Source organism: Bradyrhizobium iriomotense, assembly GCF_018130765.1.
Classification (GTDB): domain Bacteria; phylum Pseudomonadota; class Alphaproteobacteria; order Rhizobiales; family Xanthobacteraceae; genus Bradyrhizobium; species Bradyrhizobium iriomotense_A.
Map to the genome: position 1 here is coordinate 96,339 of NZ_JAFCJZ010000012.1, position 22,898 is coordinate 119,236.

19 protein-coding genes and 1 tRNA gene are annotated in these 22,898 nt (G+C 55.7%); 8 read left to right on the top strand and 12 right to left on the bottom strand.

Annotated features, from left to right (window positions below):
• Positions 1 to 205: 205 nt before the first annotated feature.
• The 3 genes from JQ635_RS21115 to JQ635_RS21125 form a co-directional block, all read right to left on the bottom strand.
• Positions 206 to 2,035, bottom strand: coding sequence for a helix-turn-helix domain-containing protein (locus tag JQ635_RS21115; protein ID WP_211411713.1), 1,830 nt, complete (start codon positions 2,033 to 2,035; stop codon positions 206 to 208).
• A 64-nt stretch (positions 2,036 to 2,099) separates the two neighbouring features.
• A complete protein-coding gene (locus JQ635_RS21120; protein ID WP_211411714.1) occupies positions 2,100 to 2,384 on the bottom strand; it encodes a hypothetical protein in 285 nt (94 codons plus the stop codon).
• Between the two features lie 12 nt (positions 2,385 to 2,396).
• Positions 2,397 to 3,785 carry a HEPN domain-containing protein gene (locus JQ635_RS21125; RefSeq protein WP_211411715.1) on the bottom strand — a complete coding sequence of 463 codons (1,389 nt, stop codon included), beginning with the start codon at positions 3,783 to 3,785 and terminating at the stop codon, positions 2,397 to 2,399.
• A 312-nt stretch (positions 3,786 to 4,097) separates the two neighbouring features.
• Here JQ635_RS21125 and JQ635_RS21130 point away from each other — a divergent pair, with 312 nt between their 5' ends.
• Positions 4,098 to 4,718, top strand: coding sequence for a recombinase family protein (locus JQ635_RS21130; protein ID WP_211411716.1), 621 nt, complete (start codon positions 4,098 to 4,100; stop codon positions 4,716 to 4,718).
• 187 nt (positions 4,719 to 4,905) lie between these two features.
• Positions 4,906 to 5,655: an HpcH/HpaI aldolase family protein gene (locus tag JQ635_RS21135; RefSeq protein ID WP_211411717.1), complete on the top strand. Its 750-nt coding sequence runs from the start codon at positions 4,906 to 4,908 to the stop codon at positions 5,653 to 5,655.
• A 281-nt stretch (positions 5,656 to 5,936) separates the two neighbouring features.
• On the opposite strand, the gene JQ635_RS21140 is transcribed toward JQ635_RS21135, so the two are convergent.
• The gene (locus JQ635_RS21140; protein WP_211411718.1) at positions 5,937 to 6,476 is read right to left on the bottom strand and encodes a hypothetical protein; all 540 of its coding nucleotides are present in this window, start codon (positions 6,474 to 6,476) and stop codon (positions 5,937 to 5,939) included.
• Positions 6,477 to 6,829: 353 nt separating this feature from the next.
• On the opposite strand from JQ635_RS21140, the gene JQ635_RS21145 reads away from it, so the two are divergent.
• Positions 6,830 to 8,419 (top strand): hypothetical protein, encoded by a 1,590-nt coding sequence (locus tag JQ635_RS21145; RefSeq protein ID WP_211411719.1) that lies wholly within the window; start codon positions 6,830 to 6,832, stop codon positions 8,417 to 8,419.
• On the opposite strand, the gene JQ635_RS21150 is transcribed toward JQ635_RS21145, so the two are convergent.
• Positions 8,400 to 8,789 carry a hypothetical protein gene (locus tag JQ635_RS21150; RefSeq protein WP_211411720.1) on the bottom strand — a complete coding sequence of 130 codons (390 nt, stop codon included), beginning with the start codon at positions 8,787 to 8,789 and terminating at the stop codon, positions 8,400 to 8,402. The two genes, JQ635_RS21145 and JQ635_RS21150, sit on opposite strands and share 20 nt — an antisense overlap.
• A 55-nt stretch (positions 8,790 to 8,844) precedes the next feature.
• Positions 8,845 to 9,942 carry a PD-(D/E)XK nuclease family protein gene (locus tag JQ635_RS21155; protein ID WP_211411721.1) on the bottom strand — a complete coding sequence of 366 codons (1,098 nt, stop codon included), beginning with the start codon at positions 9,940 to 9,942 and terminating at the stop codon, positions 8,845 to 8,847.
• Positions 9,943 to 10,187: 245 nt separating this feature from the next.
• Between JQ635_RS21155 and JQ635_RS21160 the strand changes: the two genes are divergently transcribed.
• Both JQ635_RS21160 and JQ635_RS21165 read left to right on the top strand, forming a co-directional pair.
• On the top strand, positions 10,188 to 11,234 hold the full coding sequence (locus tag JQ635_RS21160; protein WP_211411722.1) for a DNA N-6-adenine-methyltransferase: 1,047 nt from the start codon (positions 10,188 to 10,190) through the stop codon (positions 11,232 to 11,234).
• Between the two features lie 68 nt (positions 11,235 to 11,302).
• Complete coding sequence (locus JQ635_RS21165; protein ID WP_211411723.1) at positions 11,303 to 12,208, top strand: hypothetical protein; 906 nt, start codon at positions 11,303 to 11,305, stop codon at positions 12,206 to 12,208.
• Positions 12,209 to 12,405: 197 nt separating this feature from the next.
• Here JQ635_RS21165 and JQ635_RS21170 read toward each other — a convergent pair whose 3' ends face one another.
• Both JQ635_RS21170 and JQ635_RS21175 read right to left on the bottom strand, forming a co-directional pair.
• The gene (locus tag JQ635_RS21170; RefSeq protein WP_211411724.1) at positions 12,406 to 12,927 is read right to left on the bottom strand and encodes a hypothetical protein; all 522 of its coding nucleotides are present in this window, start codon (positions 12,925 to 12,927) and stop codon (positions 12,406 to 12,408) included.
• A 64-nt stretch (positions 12,928 to 12,991) separates the two neighbouring features.
• Positions 12,992 to 13,219, bottom strand: coding sequence for a helix-turn-helix domain-containing protein (locus JQ635_RS21175; protein ID WP_211411725.1), 228 nt, complete (start codon positions 13,217 to 13,219; stop codon positions 12,992 to 12,994).
• Positions 13,220 to 13,370: 151 nt separating this feature from the next.
• Between JQ635_RS21175 and JQ635_RS21180 the strand changes: the two genes are divergently transcribed.
• Positions 13,371 to 15,188, top strand: coding sequence for a peptidoglycan-binding protein (locus JQ635_RS21180; protein ID WP_211411726.1), 1,818 nt, complete (start codon positions 13,371 to 13,373; stop codon positions 15,186 to 15,188).
• 26 nt (positions 15,189 to 15,214) lie between these two features.
• Here JQ635_RS21180 and JQ635_RS21185 read toward each other — a convergent pair whose 3' ends face one another.
• Together JQ635_RS21185 and JQ635_RS21190 are read right to left on the bottom strand one after the other, a co-directional pair.
• Positions 15,215 to 15,547 carry a hypothetical protein gene (locus tag JQ635_RS21185; RefSeq protein ID WP_211411727.1) on the bottom strand — a complete coding sequence of 111 codons (333 nt, stop codon included), beginning with the start codon at positions 15,545 to 15,547 and terminating at the stop codon, positions 15,215 to 15,217.
• 289 nt (positions 15,548 to 15,836) lie between these two features.
• Positions 15,837 to 18,680, bottom strand: coding sequence for a hypothetical protein (locus JQ635_RS21190; RefSeq protein WP_211411728.1), 2,844 nt, complete (start codon positions 18,678 to 18,680; stop codon positions 15,837 to 15,839).
• Positions 18,681 to 19,762: 1,082 nt separating this feature from the next.
• On the opposite strand from JQ635_RS21190, the gene JQ635_RS21195 reads away from it, so the two are divergent.
• Positions 19,763 to 20,851 carry a tyrosine-type recombinase/integrase gene (locus JQ635_RS21195; protein ID WP_211411729.1) on the top strand — a complete coding sequence of 363 codons (1,089 nt, stop codon included), beginning with the start codon at positions 19,763 to 19,765 and terminating at the stop codon, positions 20,849 to 20,851.
• An 80-nt stretch (positions 20,852 to 20,931) separates the two neighbouring features.
• On the opposite strand, the gene JQ635_RS21200 is transcribed toward JQ635_RS21195, so the two are convergent.
• Positions 20,932 to 21,016 (bottom strand) — tRNA-Leu (locus JQ635_RS21200).
• Positions 21,017 to 21,175: 159 nt separating this feature from the next.
• On the opposite strand from JQ635_RS21200, the gene JQ635_RS21205 reads away from it, so the two are divergent.
• Positions 21,176 to 21,715, top strand: a complete 540-nt coding sequence (locus JQ635_RS21205; RefSeq protein WP_211411730.1) for a disulfide bond formation protein B — start codon at positions 21,176 to 21,178, stop codon at positions 21,713 to 21,715.
• Here JQ635_RS21205 and JQ635_RS21210 read toward each other — a convergent pair whose 3' ends face one another.
• Positions 21,716 to 22,801: an AbrB family transcriptional regulator gene (locus tag JQ635_RS21210; RefSeq protein ID WP_211411731.1), complete on the bottom strand. Its 1,086-nt coding sequence runs from the start codon at positions 22,799 to 22,801 to the stop codon at positions 21,716 to 21,718.
• Positions 22,802 to 22,898 lie beyond the last annotated feature (97 nt).

The following is a 22,898-nucleotide window of genomic DNA, read 5'->3' on the forward strand; positions in this document are numbered from 1 at the left end:
GTGGTGCCCCTGGCCGGGCAAAAATATTTGAGACAGATCAATCGCTTGGCGGGAAGTGGGACTTTCAAGGCTCCCATTGTTTTCCATTGCGTTTTTGCACCATTGTCCCACCGCGCAAAGCGGACAGGCCGACCACCGGGCAGGCCGCGATTGGGGAAAGAGATGCTTGACGCGAGTGGCGCCCGCCTCGTCCGATCCGCCGGGATCAACGAGACCGAGGCTTATACGTCTTGGTCAACCCCGCTTTTTTGAGGACTTTATAAAGAGTTGGCCTGGAAATTCCGAGTTGCTCGCAGATTGCATCTTGCTTGTGTCCAGCCTTTGCTAACGAGATTGCCTGATCTGTTATCGTATCGTCATATCTACGAAGATACTCAGCGGGGCTTTTCTGCTTTCCTCGCGCTGCGATGATCCGGTTAATCGTTGATCGCCCAACGCCAAAAGCATTTGCGACCTCCTGGCTTGTTTTGCCCGAATTGTAAGCTCTCACAATCTCGACCTCCGTATCGGCCTCAATAGCTCGGCCATAGCCGCCTGCGGGAGCACCCATAAGCCCGTTCAAAAACACGTGGCCCTCTCGCGAACATTGGCCGCGTATGCGCGTGATGAGATCACGTTCAGCTTCGGCAGCCGCATTTGCCGCAATTACTCCGGGGAGAATTTCGATTGTTACTATTTCTTCTATCGGCATGCCGACAGACCGCGCCTCACGGATTGCTTCTCTGATAAATGCTGTCCTCTTATTGCGCGTGTGCGAGCCCTTCGCCGCCTGCGCGATGTGCTGACGCATCCGCATTAGCGGATCTATGCTTTGCCCGGCGTAGAGACCCACTGTCTTACCGGGTATCGTCACCTTCATTATGTACAAATAAGTGTCTCGCTCCGAATGCCCCGTAATCTCTGACGGACTAAGTGGAATGAGGCCAAGTGCGCGACCCGAAATGCTTATTCCACCGGCGCGTTCGGCAAGACCCCGCTCGCGTATTACCTGTATCACCGACTTTTTCGTCCTCCTGGCCTCCGCATAGATTTCTCGAACGAAGTCATGGGAGAACACTTTCCGCGTCGTCCCCATACCTTGGCTTACGATAAGCCCCATCTTTCTCATGCGCTCGTAAAGTGAAGAAGCGTTGACGCCGTACTCTTTCGCCAGCGTCGAAATGCCGATTCTCTCGGCAATCCGGCGACGATGGATCTCCCTGATCTGTTCGTCCGTTAACTTTCGTGGCCAACTGGCTCTTGCCCGCGCAGCCTTTCGACGAGGCTTTAATCGACGAGAAGTTGGCACCTTGGCCTTTTCGCGGTCTAGAGCCGCGCTAAGTCCGTCGATTGATAGACCCAGCTCGCTCGACAGAGCTTCTAACGGAATACCTGTCTCAAGCAGTAGCCCGACCTTTCGTAATGTTGCGGATCTCATCCGAGGCAAGGTTACGCCGTGACGCGCCAAACCTTGTCGTAGCCCTGCGGAAGAGAAACCAAATTCTTTTGAAATTTCCGGAAGCGACGAGCCGGCCCTAAGACGCTCACCTATAATGCGAGCCAATGTTGGTGTCATGCGCGACCAAGCTCGTACTTGTAGGTCATACTTACGGAATGCATCCGTCAGCGACGCCTTTGATAATCCCGCCTCCGCAGCCAATGATGCAATGGTTTCGCCGTTCAAGTAACGATTGTGATACTTCTCAACCTCAGAGCGCTTGAGCTTTGCCCTGCTTCTAAGCGTTTCATACCGGTCACGCGCTTGATAGCCGTTGGCTCTGAGATATTGCGCGAGAGTAGTTCGCTTGACATTCAGCCGACGAGCGATTTGGTCCTGTGACAGACCTTCATCATAGAGCCGAACAGCATCTACAATTGTCTCAGCCGCTATAGTCGGATGTCGCTTATTAAGCGTGATCCCTCGCCGCTTTATTGCTTTGCTGAAAGCACTCTGACTGAGTCCAATCTCGGCCATCAAGGCCGTAATGCTTTCTCCTCGATCATATCTTTCAATCACATCATTGATGGTTTTGTCGTCCAGTCGTTTACTACGCAAGAATTATCTCCCCCGACCGCAGGACCTCAATCGCGACCAGCGGCACTACCCATGGCTCTATTCTCTATGGTGATGCTTCGATCGAACAAAAATCTCTTTCTTCTGCGCAGAATAGGGGAGACCTGCTCTCCTCGAAAATCTCATCGCACCCGTAAGCCTTCAGCTCGCGCCGTTGCGCCTGATCAAATGGGAAAGCCGCCATGATCAGCAGGGCGAGAATGCTGGCTCGCTTATCGACGTTGGTGCCCTTTTCGGCCATCACACGGTTGGAGGCTTCGAGTAAGTTCGCATCCAGTCGCGTACAAAACTCGGTGAGCGGCGATGGGGCCTTGGTCGTGAACCCGAACATTGTGAGCGCGGCCTAATCTCTCGACTTCAATTGTGCTAGATGCCGTGCGTCTCCGCTTCTACCGTCAAAGGCGCCATCAAGCGTCTCCGGCTGGACCCCAGCCAAATGAAGATAAAGCGCTCGCAGGAAGCAAACGAGCCGAACGCAAGCATCGAACATCTGCTGGTTACTCAAGATGTTTGAGCGGAGTGCCTCGTCCCAATGCGTGTAGTAGTTTCGTGTATCCACCCAACTTCGTGGCACATCCTTGCCTCCCAAAATCCGGGATCGCAGCGCGGCCGGAAGCATCTCTGCGAGTCTGTTCAGACGCTTGGCAAGCGCTATTTGGTTTCCGTACCGAATCCGACTAGTTAAGGAGGCGCGGTGATCTGCCGTAACCTCAACGGGGATAGCGTTGACCAATGCGTCTTTTACGCCCCTGTAATTCTCGGGCGTCATGTAGTTACCCGGCAACAACGCACGATGCAGTCCTTCAAGTGCTTGCAGCAGAGAAAGGAACTTCACGTGAGACCACAAATCTTCCGAAGCCATTGTACTGAGTGCAAGGCCAACCGGCATCTCGACGCGAGGGTACAGGTCAAACCAACTCACGAGAACGTGCGGAAGGGCGTCACTTAGCTGTGTCCGACTTACGAGAAAGTCGTGGTGTTCTGTGTGATCACAATACTTCGTCGATGGCCTCGGCACGAGAACGGACAGAACGAAGCCATGTGCGCCTACCTTGAGCTCGATTCGATCAGGCGGCATGGGCTTCTCGGCCAGAAAAGCGAGCAAGCTGGTAGTCGTCGAGAGCTGCTCCAAGAACCAACTCAGCAACTTTGGTTCGTGTGGTCGTATATGCAGCCAACCGGAGGCAACAATGGTGGCCGTGGAATGCGCAGGCGAGCCGATAGCGGAGAGACTAAAGTCAATTTCCGCACCGATGCTCGGTATTGCGATTGTCTCGGTTGGAACGTTCTTGACCCGAAATGCATAGCCTTGGGCGTCTTTCACCGTCTCAATGACGCGCGGTAATAGCCACATCTGTAGGCCGGGTATCCGGCACCTCAACTCTGGATATACCTGCTGGTCTGATACCTGTGCCCCTACGATAGCCAAATGGCTCCAAAGAGTTTCCGGCTGACCAAAGCCACCACTAGCGAACCTCATCGAATAGCCGATGCGAGTGCATTGAAAGAGCGAGACCGCTTCCTGATCCCGAGTGATCCCGTGGATGACAGGGTATTGGACTATCTCAGCTCGAATAGGCCCGCCCTGCATCGGGCGAAGTGCGTCCGCAAGCTCCAGTTCAATTCGTTCAGCCTTCGATGAGAGCGTCCCGGCGACACGTCGATCTGGTGTATCCGGCAGAAACCATGTGCCTACCGTCTCGAAGGTCTCGCTCATGTCCCGGTTAGCCATCGATCACCTCCGGCGAGACAGCGCGCTCCTGATAGATTTCTCGCTTCGCCATCACCTCCCGAACGATAATTCATGATTCGTCACATCAAGAGTTATGCAAAACGGAATCACAGGGATTCCAAAAGGCCGCTTGTAAAAAACCTAATTGGTCGGGGGTTTGCTGCAGTCGGATGAGCGCAGAACGCCCGACGTAGTTCAATTTGGGTGTGCTTCCAGCGAACTGGCTGGGAGCTGGTTCAGTAATCTCGATTGACCTTTTTAAATGAACCAGTATTATATGAACCATCCATAATGAACTCAGGGGCAGTGCTGATGTTTGTCAGGGCCTATTTGCGCGCGAGCACGAATGAGCAGGACGCAAACCGTGCCCGGGGGCAACTCAAGGCGTTCGCTGCCGAACGCGGGCTGAGGATTGCCGCGTGGTACATCGAGAACGAGAGTGGCGCTAAGCTGGCCCGACCGGAGCTATTCCGGCTCATTGCGGATGCTGAGCCGGGAGACGTTCTGCTGGTTGAACAGGTAGACCGGCTTTCTCGTCTATCAGGCGCCGATTGGGAGCGCTTAAAGGGTGAGCTTACGGCGCGTCAATTACGGGTCGTGGCTCTCGATCTACCGACGTCGTGGATGATGGCCACCAAGACCTCTGACGAGTTCACCGGACGCATGTTCGAGGCAATCAATGGCATGCTGTTGGATATGCTCGCTGCGGTGGCCCGGAAGGATTACGACGATCGACGTCGCCGACAGGCTCAAGGACAAGCTAGAGCCAAGGCTGAGGGCCGCTACAAGGGTCGTCCAGAAGATGTCCAACGAAACGATGCAATCGCACGCATGCTCGCATCGGGCCAATCATGGGGCTCTATCCAGTCTGCCACTGGCTGCAGCCGCGCAACCATTGCCAAGATCGCTAAGCGCGTGAAGGCAGCAGCTTGAGCCCTCAATATGCGGGCGTTATCAGCGCATGACCGCTTCCGGGCGACAAGCTGACCTCCTGCCGCGCTCGGACCATTTCGGCTTGTGACCCAAGGCGGACAATTGGTCGCATGGTTTGAGTAAGCCCGATCCGTAGCCTTTGGTTTAGTTGCCGAACGTCAACTGTTCCGCTCAGGGGGGCTTTTAGATGTCAGTACCAACTCCCAAAATACGTGTCTCCTTTATTTGCACAATTCCATCGGCAGTGGTTACGCAGGCATTGGCACAAGCCGGTGCGGACGCCGTTGTCATCGACCAAGAGCACGGCGCGATTGGTCCCGAAAACCTCCATGCGATGATCGCGTCAACGGCAGGCACCAACTGTCGTCCGGTTGTCAGGGTCGGCAAGCGCGATGAAGCAATGGTGAAGCTGGCGCTCGACATGGGCGCTGCTGGTATTGTGTTTCCGCAGGTGAACACCGCCCAAGAGGCTACCGAGTGTGTCGCGATGACACGCTATCCGCCTCGCGGAAGGCGCGGTTTCGGTCCTTTCATCGGGCATTCCCGGTGGGGCGTATCCTTTCAAGATTATCTACCCAAGCTCGGGGACACTGTCGTCTGCAACATTCTGATCGAAACAAAAGCCGCGATTGACAATATCGAGGCTATCTGCGCCGTCGAAGGCATCAGCGTCTTGGTTCTCGCGCCGCTCGACCTTTCGGTCGAGCTAGGCTGCCCTGGCCAGTTTGACAATCCCGTCTTTTTAGAAGCGGTGGAGCGGTTCGAGCGAGCCACAACCGCTGCCCAAGTGCCAAAGAGCACACTCGCTGCGACGGAGCAGCAGGTCCAATCTGCTATAGAGCGCGGTTACGCGACCGTGGGGCTGGGCTTCGACGTTCTGTTACTCAAGAACGCCGCCGCAACGGCGATCGGCTGGGCAAGGCAATCTGCAATTTGAAAACGGCCGGGGAGGGACAAACTACGACGCAAATGTCGCGCATGCCTAAGTCAGCTTCTGGCCCATTTGCGAAGCTGGTCGGGTCTGACCCAGGTCCGCTCACTGCGCTAGAGCGGACGAGATTGGCTCGACCTGAGTTCTTCGCTGTTTGACCCGTTTTGGACCTCAACTGATGTGTGGCATGAGACTTCAAGGCTGCACGCCGGGTGTGAGGAGCGCGACCAATCGGTCGCACTATGAGGAGTGTCAAGCCGCTCGGCGCGACATCCGGGTTTACTCAACTAGCGGCCACGCTCGTCGCTAACTGGCGGCAATCCCATATGCCAGGTTTCGATCCGAAACTCGCCATCGCGCGCAGCCTCAATTCGAGCAAAGAGCGCCGGTCCTTGAATCTTAGCCGCAAAGGACTCAATGATTTGAAAAACTTCTGTCGGGCGAACGAGATGGCCACGTATCACAAGGCGCCCATCATCTCTCCGCACGATCGGGTAACGAAAGACTTGTGCAGTATGGAACTCAGAGAGCTTCTCCACTAGAGCCTCAACGTGATCGCCCGTTACCATAAGGCCTAGACCGCACGCTCGTTGATAGGCTGCCTGTATGTCGTGCTTGAGCTTCCCTACATCGTCATAGGAATCTCCGCGGGAGAGAAGATAGGTCTTAAGCAGCAGCTCCAACCCATGACTCATCAGAAAGTAAGCCGGGGGTACCACGCCCGGCTCAGCCTCATCATGGATGAGAATTTCAGCTGCTCGCAGATAGGCCGCAGCCTCGTGCCAAAACTGCAGCGCCAAAATTCCAAGAGGAATGCGATTGCTCATCAAAGGTCACTTTGTTCTGGATGATCCTCGGAAATGAACCGCCAAGACGAGCGAATACCGTAAATCTGCCTAGAGCCGTTTGCAACCGCCCAAAGAATTCTGAGCCTGCCGCATTGGTGATGACGATGGGCTTGCGCTTGAGGAGGACTCAACGGACATGCAGCTCTACCAGTGGCAACCGATAGACCCGGAAAGCCAGCGTGGGCGACCAGCTCGGCAACGCTTTAACCTTTTCAGAGATCTGGACATCACGCATCGAGCCCCGCTCTATGTAGCAGCCTTCGTGCGTGCATCCGTGAATTTAGGTAAGTAGGCCGCATTCCAACCTTTTGCTGATCAGGTTGACATCACCCATGAGGTACAAGCGAGACAAGGCACGGAAGAAATTGAACGAACTCCTCAGCCTTGCCGATGATGAGGCCTTCCTCATTATGGTGTGGGCGGTGGACGCTCTCCAGTCAAAACGGGCCCAGGCCGCTGGTCGATATTTGACCTTCCCTGCTGAAGCACAGGATGCCCAGCTCGGCGACCGCTACTTCGTCTTCAAGTGGGTACTTGAAACGCTCGTGAATGAACTACTGACGATCCCGAAGAAGCGTCCCTCGCGCCGAGGTCGGTCGCGGACACTCAACTGTAGTCAATTTGACACGATCGCAAGCTGCGCCAATGTCCTTAAGGACCTAGAGAACGAGGAAGACGGGATCTTTCTAGCACGCTCCAGCGTCATCGACATGATGCACAAGATAGGACACCGGCAATTTGAGTGGCAACGAGGATTCGGTAATTTTGCGCAGATCTATCGCTCCTTGTTTGTTTTTGGAGGTGACCTCGCGAAGGAACATTTCCAAAGGACTCACGGTCTGACTCTGGCGGATTTTTTCCTTTGTGGACTTGCATTCTTTGGCCTTTCGCAAGACCGCCCCGGATTCGAAACGACAGTGGCGATGTCTGATCTATCTATTTCCGGCGCAACGCGAGATGCAGCGCTTCGTTTATTGGCCGCCCCCTCACTGCTTGAGGCTCGAAAGCAAGCTGCCGCGATAAGAAAGGCAGGCGGTCAATTCACTGCATATAGGCAGAGCGTTCTACGCAAGACACCCGCGATCCTCTTTAGGCGGGAGGGGAATGTCATTGCACGCGCCCCTCTACCTCTTCTCATTATGCAGCGCATAACGACCGGCCTGTACTATGACCTTGTCGGGGGCGGGTCGAGGATCTGGCGCGAGATTGGCGGGCGCTTTGAGAGTTACTGCTTGGAATTGCTGAGCGAGGCGCTCCCGGAATCTGCGCCAAAGGGTAGCTTCAAATACCGATTCAAAAGGGACTTCGATTCGCCCGATATCTTTCTTCATGACAAGACCGGCGCCATAAAGCTCGCGATCGAATGCAAAGCCAAGAAGATGTCGATCGTCGCGAAGTTCTCCGACGACCCACTCCAGGAGGCTCGCGAGGCGTTCTCGGAGATAATCAAGGGCGTTGTTCAGATCTGGCGGTTCTTTTCGCACTGCCGACGCGCGAACAACATCCATGCGATCACCCCAGACGCGGCCGGGGTGGTTTTAACTCTCGATCCTTGGCTGCAAGTATCCAACTACCTGGATCGCGTGTTGGCAGAGGCGCACACGCTCGCCACACAGATAGATCCTGAAATCTCTGAAAACGACAGAAGGGCCATCATCTTCTGTACGATCGAGGACCTGGAGAGCACCCTTGGCGCCTGCTCTGACGGATCTTTTTTCGAGGCGGCTCTCGCTGCTGCAACTAACGCGGAATTCAAAGGCTGGGCGCTCGCCAATGTTCACGATCGGATATCACAGGAGCAAAGACAGAATGAGTATCCTTTCAGGGACCGAATTGCCGACCTTTTGCCGGTCTGGAAGCTTTTGAAAGATCGAGCAGCTGCTACAATGTCTGATCGAGCAACTACAAACGCCGCTCGATGAGCTTCTGCACCCATTGCTCGATTGATTTAGTTGGAAACTCAAAACCAGCAAACTCGGCAAATAGTGGCCTCAGAGCCGCCTCGACGGCTGGAGCTATCGAATTCACCGAGGCTTCAAGCGGCAGTTCTACCGACGTCGTCACCACATCCGTACCGGTTTGGCGCGGCAAGCTGAAGTAGCTTGAATAGGCCCACGATATTAAGCCCCGACCCGCGAGCCGACTCCAACGAAATGCAAAGCGAAGCGTGGTTTCTTCTTCACTCCAGCCGAGCGCGCGAGCGAATGAAAGCCCGACTGCAATAGTCTCGGCTACGTCTAAGATGGCAAAAATCGGCTCAAATGCCGTGCCGGGCGCAACCTTTTCAGTCACGTCGTCTGGGAGATTGCGCAGCAGATAAAACCTGCCGCTTGGATCAAACCAGTTGTTACTCTAGCTTGGAGACAAACTCATTCACATCTTCGGCGTTGTCGTTGATCCAGGCCTTCATCTTGGGAACGAAGCTATCAGGCTCCTCTAAGAATTCGCTCATTGGCTTGAACGTGACGACGGTTGTCCAGCCCGTCGTTTCTGCGTAGGTCCATGGCGCTCGGACCAACGGTGCAGAAGCCCGGATGGCCTGTATGGTGCGCTTGTCTTCCGCGCCCACGCAGATGAACACTGAATCGCGGGAAGGAATTCTACCCTGCTTAAACGTGGAGCTTGGGTCGAGGGCGATACCGTAGCCAAAGAACAAGTCGTTGAAACCGCTGTGGGTAAGAAAGGTGTATCCCCAAATCAATTTCTGCTGTGTGTGAAATTCTAGGCTCCGTTCATTCACCATTCTGCTGCGGTAGAAGCAGCCTTTCAGAGACTTGAGATGCAGATATATCGAATGAAACGTGTGGTACATTCGCGCCCCCGATCGCAAATAGACAATCGAAGCTGCGTAGTCGTCTCGTCCCGCAAATTCGTTGTTCATTCCATTCTCTCCAAGAAAAGAAAATAGCTCAGTGGCGAGGAGTTTAACGTCGGCGGCGGCGCTGTTCGCAAGATTGAGAAGAGAGACGCTCAGAGCGGGCCAGCTTAGTAGGTGCGGGGTTGCTCCTCCTGTGGCGGCTCCACCATCCTGAAACCCCTCGGGCGCTCCGGTAAGATGAGTCAGCAAGCAGACGACCCCGGGCAGTTCCGGATAGTGTTCGGCGCTAATCCACCTGCCGTAGCGGGCAAGCTGGTCTGGTTGCAGCGGAGCGTCGATTTTGTTCTCAACTGCGACGATAGGCCTGCCGTCGGCGCACAATACGAGGTCTATCCGCCCCTCAGGGATCCATTGCTGCACCTCAAGTGAGAAGACCGCCACCTCTGAGGTGGCAGCTTCGAATCTGACTCGAAGTAGGTCAGGAACGAAAACAAGGGCAAGCTGCTTCTGCACCGTTGCGGGAAGTCGGTTGAAAAAATCGGCGAGACATTCGCTCGTGTAATCTTCAAGTGGCGTTCTTCCGTTCGTTGCGCGATAGCGAAAGAGTCTTCCGTAAAGTGAGGACAAATGCTGGCCCTATAATGTGAAATTTCAATGCGAAGACCGCTGCTTCGATGTCTCCGTTTGTCCTCTCTGATTCGTCAGTGCGCCCCAACCTCCAGCCGAACAATACTCCAAAAGGCTAGGGTTCGCCTCCCCGAAAAGTATCCAAGTGCTATGCCACAACCTCTCTCGGGCGAGCCTCCGGCGCAAATGAGGCTTCCCGCGATGGTTGGAAATCCCTAACATCTTGATGGGCTGGGGGCTGGAAAATGATTCGATATACCCGCGTGGGCAGTCTGGTCCGGACTGCCCGCAAATCGGCAGGGTACACGCAGGCTAGTCTGGCTAAGAAGGCGCGCATTGGACTCTCGGCGCTGCAAGGTGTCGAGCAGGGAAAGGGGCGCGCTTCGAGTCTAGGAGCCATCCTGAAGGCTCTTGGCCTTGAGCTGAGGGGGCGCCAATTACCGGCCGGACCTGTGGGGGCCGCGCTTTTGCAAGTTCGTGAACGACGCAAGCTCAGCCGAAGGCGGTTGGCCAAAGCGCTGGGTGTCAGCGTCGATGCGTTGGTCTCGACCGAGCGTGGGGGAGGACTTGTTTCCGTCTTAGAGAGCTACGGTGACGCAGTAGCAGCGCGGTTCTATCTGGCACCTCCCGGCGAGAAGAGAAAGTTTAGCGTTAACCAAGGCAACAGCACAGGGAACGATCTCTGGGAGACTCCGACCGAACTAGGTCAGCAACTGAGTACAGCGGTCGGAGGATTTGACCTCGACCCTTGTGCAGCGACCGCAGATCGGAGAAGGGCCAGTGTAAAGGCCAAGGTGCTCCTCACTGCTGACGATGATGGTCTTGCAGCTCGGTGGCATGGTCGTGTCTTCGTCAATCCTCCCTATTCGCGCGGAATAGCGGAATGGATTCGGAAGTGCTGGCATGAGAGCGAACGCGGCTGTGTCGTTATCGGTCTTGTACCGGCTCGACCTGATACCGGATGGTGGCACGACTACGTCGCGAACAAAGCCGATATTTACATGCTCAAGGGGCGTTTGAAGTTTGGCGCAAGCCGCACAAATGCGCCATTTCCATCGAGTGTCGTATGCTGGAATGGAACGCCGGAGTTGGTCCAGAAACTGACGTCCGTGCTGGCGGATGCTTGGCATATTCCAAAGACGGTTCAGGCAAGGACCAAACATTCGAAGCAGGGTTTTTCCAAGCGTTCCGGCCCGACTAGGGCAAGAGGGCAACAAGTCTATCCAACTAATCAAGGCAGGATCAAAAACCCCATGAAAAGCCGAAATCACTCGGCGCCGCGCGAAGGCTAAAAGCGTGGCGCGTTCTTCGTCCAGTATCGATTCTCCCAACAACACAAATGTCAGAAGCTCCTTGTGCGATGCTGGACAACAACGACACGTTCACAGAGTGGTTTGCGAAAATACTTCCCGAGATACCAGTCCGCTTGGAGATCAGGCATAGCTCTCGCGTACCCGGCGGAATTCGTCGAGAATGCTCAGGTATCGAAGATGTGCTGAGTTGCTATCGCTGGCGAGCCGAGTGGCTCGACATACACGGCCTCCCGCACAAATCGGAAAGCTGGGTCGAAACACAAGAGTCTCTCTTTGAGCTGAGGGCTTGGCTCGCAGAGAGCATCAGCCAAACTTCTTGCGACAGCCAATTCTTAAAAGCCTGCGAAGCAGTCATAAGGTGGGGCGGCGGGGCTCGCAGCGGACACAATGGAGCGAAGGGCTTCGTTCTCTCTAAAGCCAAAGACGGAAAGTTGCGGGATTATTTCGCAAGAGCAAAGAAGGCGATGAGGCTCGATAGCGCGCAAGCGATTCGCGGCATCGAGACCATGAATGCGATGCTCATCAAGATACATTCGCTGCTGTCAGATGATGGGCTACCGATATACGACTCTCGCGTTGCTGGGGCCGCCGGGGCGTTGGTCGAACTTTACTGCCGGTCAAATGGCAACAATGAGGATCAAGGCAAGTTGCCGCAGTTTCCAAGTACTGATGAGAACCGAAGGATCAGTCGCTTGATCGAGAACTGTCGCGTCAGTGAAATCATACGATATCGTTCGACGGGGTACGCGACCAAATGGGCGTCTGCTGCAGTTGCCCTTGGCCACCTTTTCCGAGATGCACTGGTTCTCAGGCCAGACTTGTTCGATAAACTCGAAGGTCTCTCCAACCGAATGCATGCGCTTGAAGCTGCAATGTTCATGATCGGATCCGACCTCAATAGCCTTCGCCCAGCATTTGCTGCGTACAGCAGAACACCCGTTGAATGGACGTGAGACCGCGAGCGACAGTTAGAGTAAGTCGATCAATCTTCCGCTGGCATCGACCGCCCGGACGCGATGAGCTGGGTATCGCTTCTGCACAGACTCGAGATTTAGCGCAATGTTCTGCGCATTGTTCCAGACACGGGAGACAGTTAGCCAAGTATGCGAGTTTGATTGCAGGATCTGGATCTCGACCAAATCCATCGCCCTCATCCATTCTTCAAATGATGCAAAAAATGTCCGCTCGTATCCGGCCCCCCGATTTCGACCTCAAGCAATTCACCCAGCCTTGCGTTGGTAAAAGCGCGAAGAAGGTTCGGATGTTTAGTCCAGTCGTACTCTGCGAGAACCGCTGCTAATTCGTTCAGCAGATCGCGATTAGCATCTTCGTCCGAGACATAGGTCTTTCGACCATTCTCTGACCAATCATCATCCACGAGACGGTACCCGAACTCGACTAAGACATGATCCGTATGCATGCCCATCTTAAGCTCTGCTGTGACCTGTCGTCGGGCGGATGACCAACGAGCAGCCTTGGCCCACAGACCGCCACCTGCGCTGATCCAATCCTTGAACCGGACCTGTTCGACAGCGAATGCAGCTTCCTTTACGCGGCGGGCCCGCGCGCCTCTGAGCCGCTCGTATTCTTCATTCCCCAGCAGAGGCAAACCGGCGCTCCGCCTTAGAGCGTTTCGGGCATCAATGTCGGCATTGATTTGGTCATCCCTCATGCCGACCACTATACAGGGGCATGGCCGTTTTGTCAGCTATCCATACGGGCCTGAGAGCGACACACTACTTCGAGCTTTGCCGCTTCGCTCTCTTTAGGAATTCGTCGGGCTCGACCTTCAGGGTGGCAGCGAGCCTGCCGATCACCTTGATGCTTACAAAGAACACACCCTTTTCCAACTGGCTGAGATAGCTCCGGCTTATTCCAGCATCGTACGCCAGTGCGTCTTGCGAGAAGCCTTTTGCCTGCCGCAAACGACGGAGATTAGTGGCGAAGGTGTCCCGCAAGTCCATGCGGGGTTAGAATGACAATTGTTTGGTATCTAGCACCTCTGTATACTGAACAAACGCTCCTCAACCTTAGGCAGGGTGCGGGGCTGACCTGTTTCGACCATTTTGCGTTGAAGTTCTTTGCTCTCGATTGCCTACAAAATTGTTGGCTTCTATGTCCAAAATCCTGCTTCTGATAGTGATATTTTCATTCGGCGCTGTTACATCAGCGCTCGGCCAAGCCGCCGATCCACGGGTGCTCAGCGACATTTTGCGCACCATCCGGCCATTGCTGCCGCAGGAGCACTCGCCGCAATCATCGGCGACGTCGTCCGGTAAACTGTCCGACCATCCTTCTATCGATTGCAGGAGGGTTGCTCTTCAGGCGCGAAGTCTCATTGGGTCGGTTTTGTGCTCTGGAGCGGAAGGGGCGGCTGCTGATTGGGACTTGAATTCCGCTTTCTGGGCTTACTATGGCGGCCTAAATCCTGCTGATCAGAAAGCTGCAGACAAGGCAGAAGACCAATGGCGGCGCGGGCTCATAGTTCGGTGCCAATTGCCCCAGTCAGTATTCGGCATCTCGCTGGCTCAACGCAAGTGTGTGCTTGCAGAAGTGCACCGCCGGGCAGAGTTCTACAGGTCAAAGTTGGCTGGAGATGCCCTAAATGAGGCGCAGCTTTCACCCGACCTCCACGGTGAACTTCAACGCGCATTAGCTGATCGCGGCCTGTTAGCGGACGCGCCTGATGGCGAGTTTGGTCTCAACACGCGAGCAGCGATCAAGCGCTTTCAAGAACAAACAGGTGAGGTCGCATCAGGATTCTTATCCTCGCAACAAATGCGAACCCTGCTCGCAAGCGGCACCAAGCCGGACCGGTCATCTCCTACAGCAGGTGATCCCAACCTCGGTAAGAACGAGTCAACCCGGTTGAGCGAAGGTGAGCGAGAGGCGCTCGTGTCACGGCTGCGGAGCGCTTGGAAAATTGATGGCCTAATGGACCGGCCAGAAAACCTTATTGTCGATGTTCGTATGAAGCTCGGGAGAGACCACAAACTTGTCGGCGTCCCAGAGATCATCAACAAAGGCACTTCGCAGCAAGCAAATGCAGCCGCCGACGCGGCAATTCTCGCGATCATTCGTTCTCAGCCATTTGATATGCTGAACGACGCGACGTTCGCTGCATGGAAGGAGCTAGAGGTGACCTTCGATCCCCGAATTCCCGCAGGTCAGAATACAGCTACCACCAGCCCCACACCACCTGCGGTGAAGACGGAAGAGCAGGCAACACTCGACGCAGCTTCGAGCGGAGATACTGATGCACAGTTTAAGCTCGCTGGTATGTACGCCACGGGAAAGGGCATGCCAACTGATAGCAAGCAGGCGGCTACTTGGTGGCGCAAGGCAGCCGAACAGGGTCATGCCCAATCGCAATTGGCGCTTGGGATCATGTACGAGGTAGGCGACGCGAATGCCGGAACCCCTAAAGACATTTCTATCGCAGAGGATTGGTACAAGAAAGCAGCAGCGCAGGGTTTGCCAGAGGCAAAGGCGAGGTTGGGCGATCTCTATGCAAAGAGAGATCCCGATGATGTGGTCGCACAGGTCCTCAATTACAGCACCTTTGGCCAAGACGAAGGGGGCAGTGAATTGGCTGATCTGATGAAGTTAGCTGGCAAGCCAGCTCCCGACGGAGGTTATTGGTATAGGATTGATGGAAGTACTTGTGTTTATAGACTTCACCCCGGAAAGAGCATCGCTGGGGCCATGCTGGGACGCAAAGAAATCGATCTTAACGGCCTCGACCCCAAGAATATTACCTTTCGCTACGACGATAGCAGGAGCTTATGGGGATCTGGCGGCATGGGCACGGTCGTTCAGCACCTGAATGACACGGTCATAATCGCGGCTGGTCAGCTTAACATGGAACGACTTCAACGAGGCTGGGCGTTGATCTATCAAAAATATTGCCGTGGGAAGCACCGCGCGTTCTAACTTGGAGTTGATGTGCACAATTTTGACTATCCCTTATAGGCGTACTCCATAGCTCGATCTTCCGCGTCATCGAACAGCTTCTGTGTTTGCGGATCGAGCATCCCATACAGAGAGGTCGAGATCGCGATCCTAATCTGGTCAGTCTCGGATATCACGTAGTCGATCATATCGCCTGCACTCTTGAACCGCGTCTCTGCAAAGCAGAGAATTGCCGTGTCGATCATGTCGAGTAGAGCTTCTTTCCGGTCCTCTTCAGCGATATCAGAGGCTTGTTCGCGAAGCTCTTTGAGCCGTTTCCGAAAGCTTCTCCTGATATCCGTTTGGGATAGCCGAAATCCGTCACTAATTTTCCGCTTCATTCGCTCCTCGATCAATTCATGGATATGGTCCTCTATTTAGTCCGACAAAGATCTTGCCGGAGTTGAATTGCCTCGGCCACGGGCCTCGGCAATGCTCGGACCGCAAGCGGTCCTCACGGCCATGGCGATGAACTGCGAAGAACATTTATGCTGGTCGCATCAGATCGGCGCGTTATCGGCATATTGCCGTCCAATTGGGACCCCCCTCAACTAACCGTTTCCCTAATAATATAAAGGCGCCTTAAGATCGGGGGGAGAGAGAAAGACATCCGGTTCTCAATGCGCTGAGTTACGGCACGTACAATTCGACTCTGCTAGAGCCCGACATTCGCGAGCGAAGCTGGGATGAAAGTTGGTTGCCGGAAAACACCTGAACAGTTGCCCCACGGTCTCGGAAACCTTTATTTCGTCCCACTGCCTGACAGATGAGATCCTCGTAGTAGAGCTCGATAATGTCAGAAATCCCGAGCCACTGCCCCAGAACATTCAAATCTGCATAGTGATCCGGGGCCAACATTGTCGGGACGATGCTGAGATTCTTGGAGCTTAGATCGTTTTGCCCCTTCATGTTTTGAAAGTTAATCGTTCTCTCCAGATCTCCTAGATTGTTGCCGATCACAACGGCATTGCAATCGCCAGCCAGCAGACCTCTTGCAAGCTCGGAAATGCCATCGGCTTTCGCTCTGGGGTCGACCCGATGTGGCACTTTCACCGGATAGATGCCTCGCATGTCGCATAGAATGAGCGCAATTAGATTTCTTTTGCAGTGGCGGTATGCCGCTTCGATGATCGCGGCGGGGAGCCTTTCCGTGGTCAAAAAGGCAAGCCGGAATCCGGGCGAGCGTACCCAGTCCTTAAAGCCAACGTAATATGATTGGCCGTGTCGGAGAGCATACACGTTCCTATCGCGGCGCCCTCGTCCGAACGGAATCGCGTCGTAGTTCACCTGCACCCGCGTAAGGCGTTCCAGATCGATACGCATCAGCTCGTCAAACTGCTCGAACAATACCGGCAAATCATTTCGATGCGCGGCGTAGATCTGCACTTTCACGCTGTATCTCGTGTCGGACCAGTCCGGGTAATCTCGCTGCATACATCCAATTTGATTGTACAACTGAGCTGAGATGATGTGGACGAATTCGTCGTATTCGGCTTCGTCATACACGACCGAAGACAGCTTAAAGGTCTTGCGCAGTTCGCTTAGGTCTTGGCTATGATCTTCTGGACAAAAGTCGGGATGATACCAAGCGCGGGTCATCATGTTCTGTTGCCAAGTCCGGATAGTGGCGTTGCTTGTGCAGAGGATCGTGTTAGGCCCACTGTAAGCATGATCTTCCCACAAACTGGCACGCTCTCGCTCAAGGGCGCGATAGACATCGGGCTGTTTTGACTTGATCTGCTCGTAACATTGGTGGGGTTTAAGGCTGTCAAAGCCGCCTCTCGGAATTGGGGAGGCGCCATTCTCACGGCAAGCCTTGCAATAGTGGTGTGACCAAAAGGATTGTAGGTGCATCCCATCCGCGAGCCGCCCAGCGTCGGGGGCATTGCTCAACTCAGCGGCCTTCTCGGCTGCTTGATGATTGCTGCGTGTTGCAACGCAATTGAATGTTTGGCCTCGTCCCGTTTTGGATGCGATATCCATTGCCTCGGTTGCTAGGAGGCTGAAATGAGCAGAGGTCTTGCCAGCTCCTTCTCCAGAAATGATCAGATAATCTGTGCCAAATCCTCTTACCTCACGGATAGCTTCGTGCAGTTTGCGTCTATACAGGGGTCTTAGATCCATAGGATCCGCCGTGACGGTCGTGATCGGAAGAGATCGCTGTTTCCCGCGTGCCCAGACTTCGGTATGGCTAAGGCCGATATTCAGGCGACTTTGCTCTTTCAGCCGCTGGAAGGATGTCATCGGCGAACACGGCGTGGGCTCGGTCGCTATTTTCGGCAGCTCCGTCCGTAACCCAAAGCGCAGGGCTAGATGGGCTAATAGCTTTTCTGCTGTTAGACCTCCCGGCAAATAGAAAGACTGTTGGAAGTCGTTCTTTCCGTAAACCAAGATTCGGCGATAGTTGCCATGCACAACCGATGACGGATTTCTGTCACGTGGCCCGTTTTTGAAATAGATAGTTTTGCTGCTAAGGTCGATCTTAACGGGCTTTGGATATTCACCCCACTCGCTCTTGCACAAGCCCTGCAATTCATCGATCAGGGCGTAAGCATTGGTTTCAGGTAAGCCTGTTGGAGCTGCTCTCTTGCGCTCTGGCCGAACCGGCCTGCGTAGGTCGTGATCTGGGGAGAGCATTGGCTTCGTTGAGCCGTTAGGAGCCCGGCTTAGAAACTTTTCGAGGATCACAATCTGTGGAACGAGAATGCCCGGTGGAAACTCGAACAGTTTTGAAGTTTCTTCATGCAATCTGTTTCCCCATGGGAAGCGTCGCCACTGAGTAATGTTTCTCAGCGCTCTGTCCGTGGGAATAGAGGGGGCCGCGAGCCTCTCAAAGATCTCGAATGTTCGGTCCCAGTATTCCTGATGGATATTGGCCATGATGGCGGCCTCTACATCCTGACGCTCAAGGCGCTGCGACCACTTTGCATCGAACGGGACTGACTTCAGATGCTTGGTGCTGAATATGAAATGGAAGTGAAGTGATTTGCCTGCGCTGAAAGTAACATTGAAACCTCGGTAATCGGAAAATCGACAAAGGGCATCACTAATAGACGTTAGCGTACCGTTCTGAGTCCAAGACAGCATTTCCTGAAAATGATCGACCTTATCAGGGTCGAACTCGAAGGTGATGATCAGGAAGCCGCCGTTCGTAGTGCGCACAGTCGGCATGTCGGCCTTCTCGATCTCGAATTGGGGACTGCCATATCCTTTTGGGAGCAATAAGGGGTTTGCAAAATACAATAGATGCGTGCCATCCGAAGGATCGACATCAGCCGGGACGCTTTCAAAATCGGTTAGTTTTCGCGCCAGCTTCAGTCGGTCTGACAACGGGACATAGGACCCGCTTTCTTCGTTGAATCGATGAGCCAGAAGCAAGCGGCAGAGGCCTCGCCCTGATTTTCTCCGTGCACCGCCCACCGCATGCTGAATGCCACCCAGCAAGCGCCGTTCGTCCGAGTTGAGAGAGTTCATCCCATAGAAATCGAAGACCCTTCGGTTCTGTTGCGCACATGGATCTCCAGCCATCGGCCCACTCTAAAAATCAAGCGACGAATTGTCTGACAAATGCAGGACCGACCGTTCCGGCTACAGAGCTGGCCCGCGACCAAGTCCTACATGTTAGGGAAGCGCTATTGCGCGGCGATCATCCGCGCCGTTCCAATCAACTACGCCGATGATCGGATTTCAGATTCCAAATCGCATCACGAACGACGGCAGAGGCCGAGATGTTTTTTTGTAGGGCATGTTGGACAAGAACGTCCGCGAGATCCCGTGAAAGACGGAATGTCAGTCGGTATTGGTGCTTCAAAAATCTTCTCCTGAAAATGTATGACAGCCGTGAAGTATTTAGCGTCGGACCTTCTTTAGGGCCGCAATTGGCGCCTATCCGACGATGTTAAATATGGTGCGACCGGGCCCCAAGTTCAAGAATTCGGAAAAGAGTCAACCATTTGCAGCTCCGAGGCGTTCAGTAGAACTACGTTTTAGTGCTGAATCAGAGCTGCTCGGGCAGCGGGGAAAAATCGCTGCTCTGGGGCCATTTGTGCCTCTGTGAGGGCCATCCTGTGCTGTCGAGCGCATGCGGGATTATGCCGGGCGATAAATGCTTTGGGACTTGCTGCTTTAGGGCTCGACGACCTACATTGGAGCCGACGCGGGGGCCGCGTGACCCGGATGAACAGCAAAGAATTCTTTTCGTCGATTTGTCAGATTTCCGATTCCCATCAGCTCAAGATCGTGAGTTGGTCGGAATTTGCCTCCTCTAAGCGCACTGTTCGCCAACTAGGCCGCACAAAAGCAACGGCAAATGCGTTGGGCGGGAGGTCGGGTGATCGGGCCCGTTTGGCTCCGCGGCGGGGATTGTCTCGCGAGCAAGCGGCCGATTACGTCGGGGTATCTCCGTCCAAATTTGACCAGATGCGAAAGGATGGTCGGATAGGAGCGCCGAAGCTCATTGATGGACGAAAAGTCTGGGATATACATCAGCTCGATCGAGACTTCGATGCGCTTCCCCCGGAAGGTGGTGAGGACGGAGACGATTGGAGCGCATCTCTATGAGCAGACGAAGCTCAGACCTGCGGCGTCGTCTTCCGGCTGGTTGCGTCGAGGACATCGACCGCCACGGCAACGTTCGGATCTATTATCGGGCGAAGGGCGCCCGAAAGGTCAGGCTTCGCGGTACCCCCTGGGCACCGGAGTTCATGGCCGCATATGAAGAAGCGAAGAGCGGCACATCCGCCAGCAGGGCCGTCATAGGGGTGGGCACCTGGCGTTGGCTGTGCGTGAAGTATTTCGCTGAATGTGCTGACTACAAGCGGCTTGACCCACGAACCCGTCATGTTCGCCGCCTGGTCCTTGAATCGACATTCGACGAGCCAATTGCGCCAGGATCGCTGAAGTATTTTAGAGATATGCCCCTGTCCAAAATGACCTCAAATGCGGTTGAGGTGATGCGGGATCGCAAACTTGACCATCCTGAAGCGGCGAACGCCCGGGTGAAGGCCATTCGGCAAGTGTTTAAATTTGCGGTTCGTAGGAAACAGGCAGCATTTAATCCCGCGCGAGACGTGCCATATATTCGGACTGGCTCGACCGGTTATCACACATGGAGCGTTGAAGAGGTCCGGCAGTTCGAGGAGCACCATCCGATCGGAAGCAAAGCCCGGCTCGCGTTGGCACTGCTGGCGTTCACTGGCCAACGTCGATCCGACATCGTTCGGCTCGGTAAGCAGCACATGAAGGCTGGAAAGCTCTCTTTCACGCAGCACAAAAACCGAAATCGGAAGCCCAAGAAATTGATTCTGCCGGTGCTGCCAGCACTTCAAGCTGTTATCGACAAATCGCCCTGCGGGGATCTGACGTTCTTAGTGACACAATTTGGCAAGCCTTTCACCGAAGCTGGCTTTGGAAACAAGTTTCGTGAGTGGTGTGACGAAGCTGGCCTCCACCATTGCACTGCGCACGGCCTTCGGAAGGCAGGCGCCACGATTGCCGCAAACAATGGCGCGACCTCGCGTCAGTTGATGGCGATCTTCGGCTGGGATTCGATCCGAATGGCGGAGGAGTATACGCGTCGCGCAGATCAACAACGCCTTGCTGAAGATGCGATGCATTTGATCGAGCCGCGCGATGCCAAAGCGTGAACAAGATCGTGTCCCACCGAGGCGTCGAGTGGGACTAATTCGGTAATTTTAGAAGTAAATACAAGGGGTTAGCTTTCGGGTGGTGCCCCTGGCCGGAATCGAACCAGCACTCCTTGCGGAACTCGATTTTGAGTCGAGCGCGTCTACCAGTTCCGCCACAGGGGCCCTCGGTCGGCCCCTCCAGGGAGGGCGTCGCGAAGCCGGCGGACTATAGCCATGGACAAGGCGGGGTCAACCCGCGCCAAAGTGATCCCGGCCGTTCTCGACAGCCGCTTGGGGTGGAGCTACAGGCTTTGAGAGCGCGAGACATGCTACGAGGCCGCCGTGACCACCCAGAGTGCCGCAATACCTGCGTTCAAGCCGGCGGCCACGAGCCCCGCGCTGGCCGCCTCGCTGGCGGTCACCCTGATCGCGGCAGTCACGATCGCAGGCGCCTGGTTCTTCCAGCTCGTGCTGGAAATCCTGCCATGTCCGCTGTGCCTGGAGCAGCGCTACGCCTATTACCTCGCGATCCCGGTCGGCGCTTTCACGGCGCTTGCGGCACGCGCCGGCGCGCCGCGGCCGCTGCTGCTCGCAGGGCTTGCGATCCTCGCGCTGGCGACCCTCGCCAATGCCGGCCTCGGCACCTACCACTCCGGCGTCGAATGGGGGTTCTGGAAGGGCCCGACCGATTGCTCCGGCCCCGTCGTCAATCTCGGCAGCGCCGCTGATCTGCTGTCGAAGCTCGACACGGTGAAGGTGGTCCGCTGCGACGAGGTACAGTGGCGCTTCCTCGGCCTCTCGCTCGCCGGCTACAACGTGCTGATCTCGCTCCTGATGGCCGCGATCGCCGCGTGGGGATTTGTGCGGACGGCGAGGCGCTAGCTAATCATCCACATCGTCCTGCGTGCGTCCGAACAGGTGCACGATGCCCGGCGTTGCGATCGTCACGAACACGAAACGCGACAGGTGATGGGCTCCGACGAAGATTGGGTCGATATGCAGCGTCAGGGCCAGGGCCAGCATCGCGTCCATCGCGCCCGGCGCGAAGGCGACGACGACGTCTGAGAACTTCACCTGCGTGGTGAGCGCGACGATGCCGACGAAGATCGCGGAGACGGCGATGGCCACGGCAAACGAGCCCAGCGCCGCGTTGATGTGGCCGGCGAGTGTCTTGATCCGCATCCGCGCGAAACGGCTGCCGATCAGTGCGCCGATGCCGACCAGCGCCACGCCGCGCACCCAGTCCGGCAATCCGCCCTCGACCCAGCCCGCGCCATGCAGCACGCTGGAGCCGATCATCGCGCCGAACATCCAGCTCGCCGGAAACTTGACCAGCCGCAGCATGAGCGCTGCAGCCAGGGACGCCGCGACCAGCTGCAGCAGGCCGAGCGGCGAGGCGATCGTCGTCGTTAGCGTCGGCGCGGCCGAAGGCGCCACGCCCGCGAGTGCCAGCACCATCGGCAGCGCGGCGGTGAGGATGATGACGCGCATGGTCTGCACCACCGCGATGCCGGGCAGGTCGGCGCCGCGCTCGACGGCCAAAATCGTGATCTGCGACAGCGCGCCGGGGCTGCCGGCAAGGAAGGCCGAGGTGCGGTCCCAGCCATGGATGCGCTGGAGGTAATAGCTCGAGCCGAAGGTCGAGCAGAAAGTGGCGAGCGCGAGCAGCCCGATGGTGAGGGGATAGGCGCTGACCTGCTGGATCAGATGGCGCGAGACCACCGAGCCCAGCGAGATGCCGAGCAGCACCAGCACGGTCTGGGTCAGGATCGGCGGCAGCATCAGCTGGCGGCCGGCGATCGCGGCGATCCCGACCGCGATCATCGAGCCCGAGATCAGGCCGCCGGGAAGGCCCGCGAAGAGAAATACGAGACCGCCGATGGTGCCGATGACGAGCGTTTCCACCGTGCTCAGGATCTTGGCACGGCTCGGCCATTCGAACGGCAGGGAGGCGGTGATTTGCTTCACGCCGCCTTATCGCAAATCAGCGAGAGGCGCACAATTGCGGCTACGTCATGCCGCAATGCGCGACGCCTCTCCTTGATGCTCGCGAACCGTATTGTGA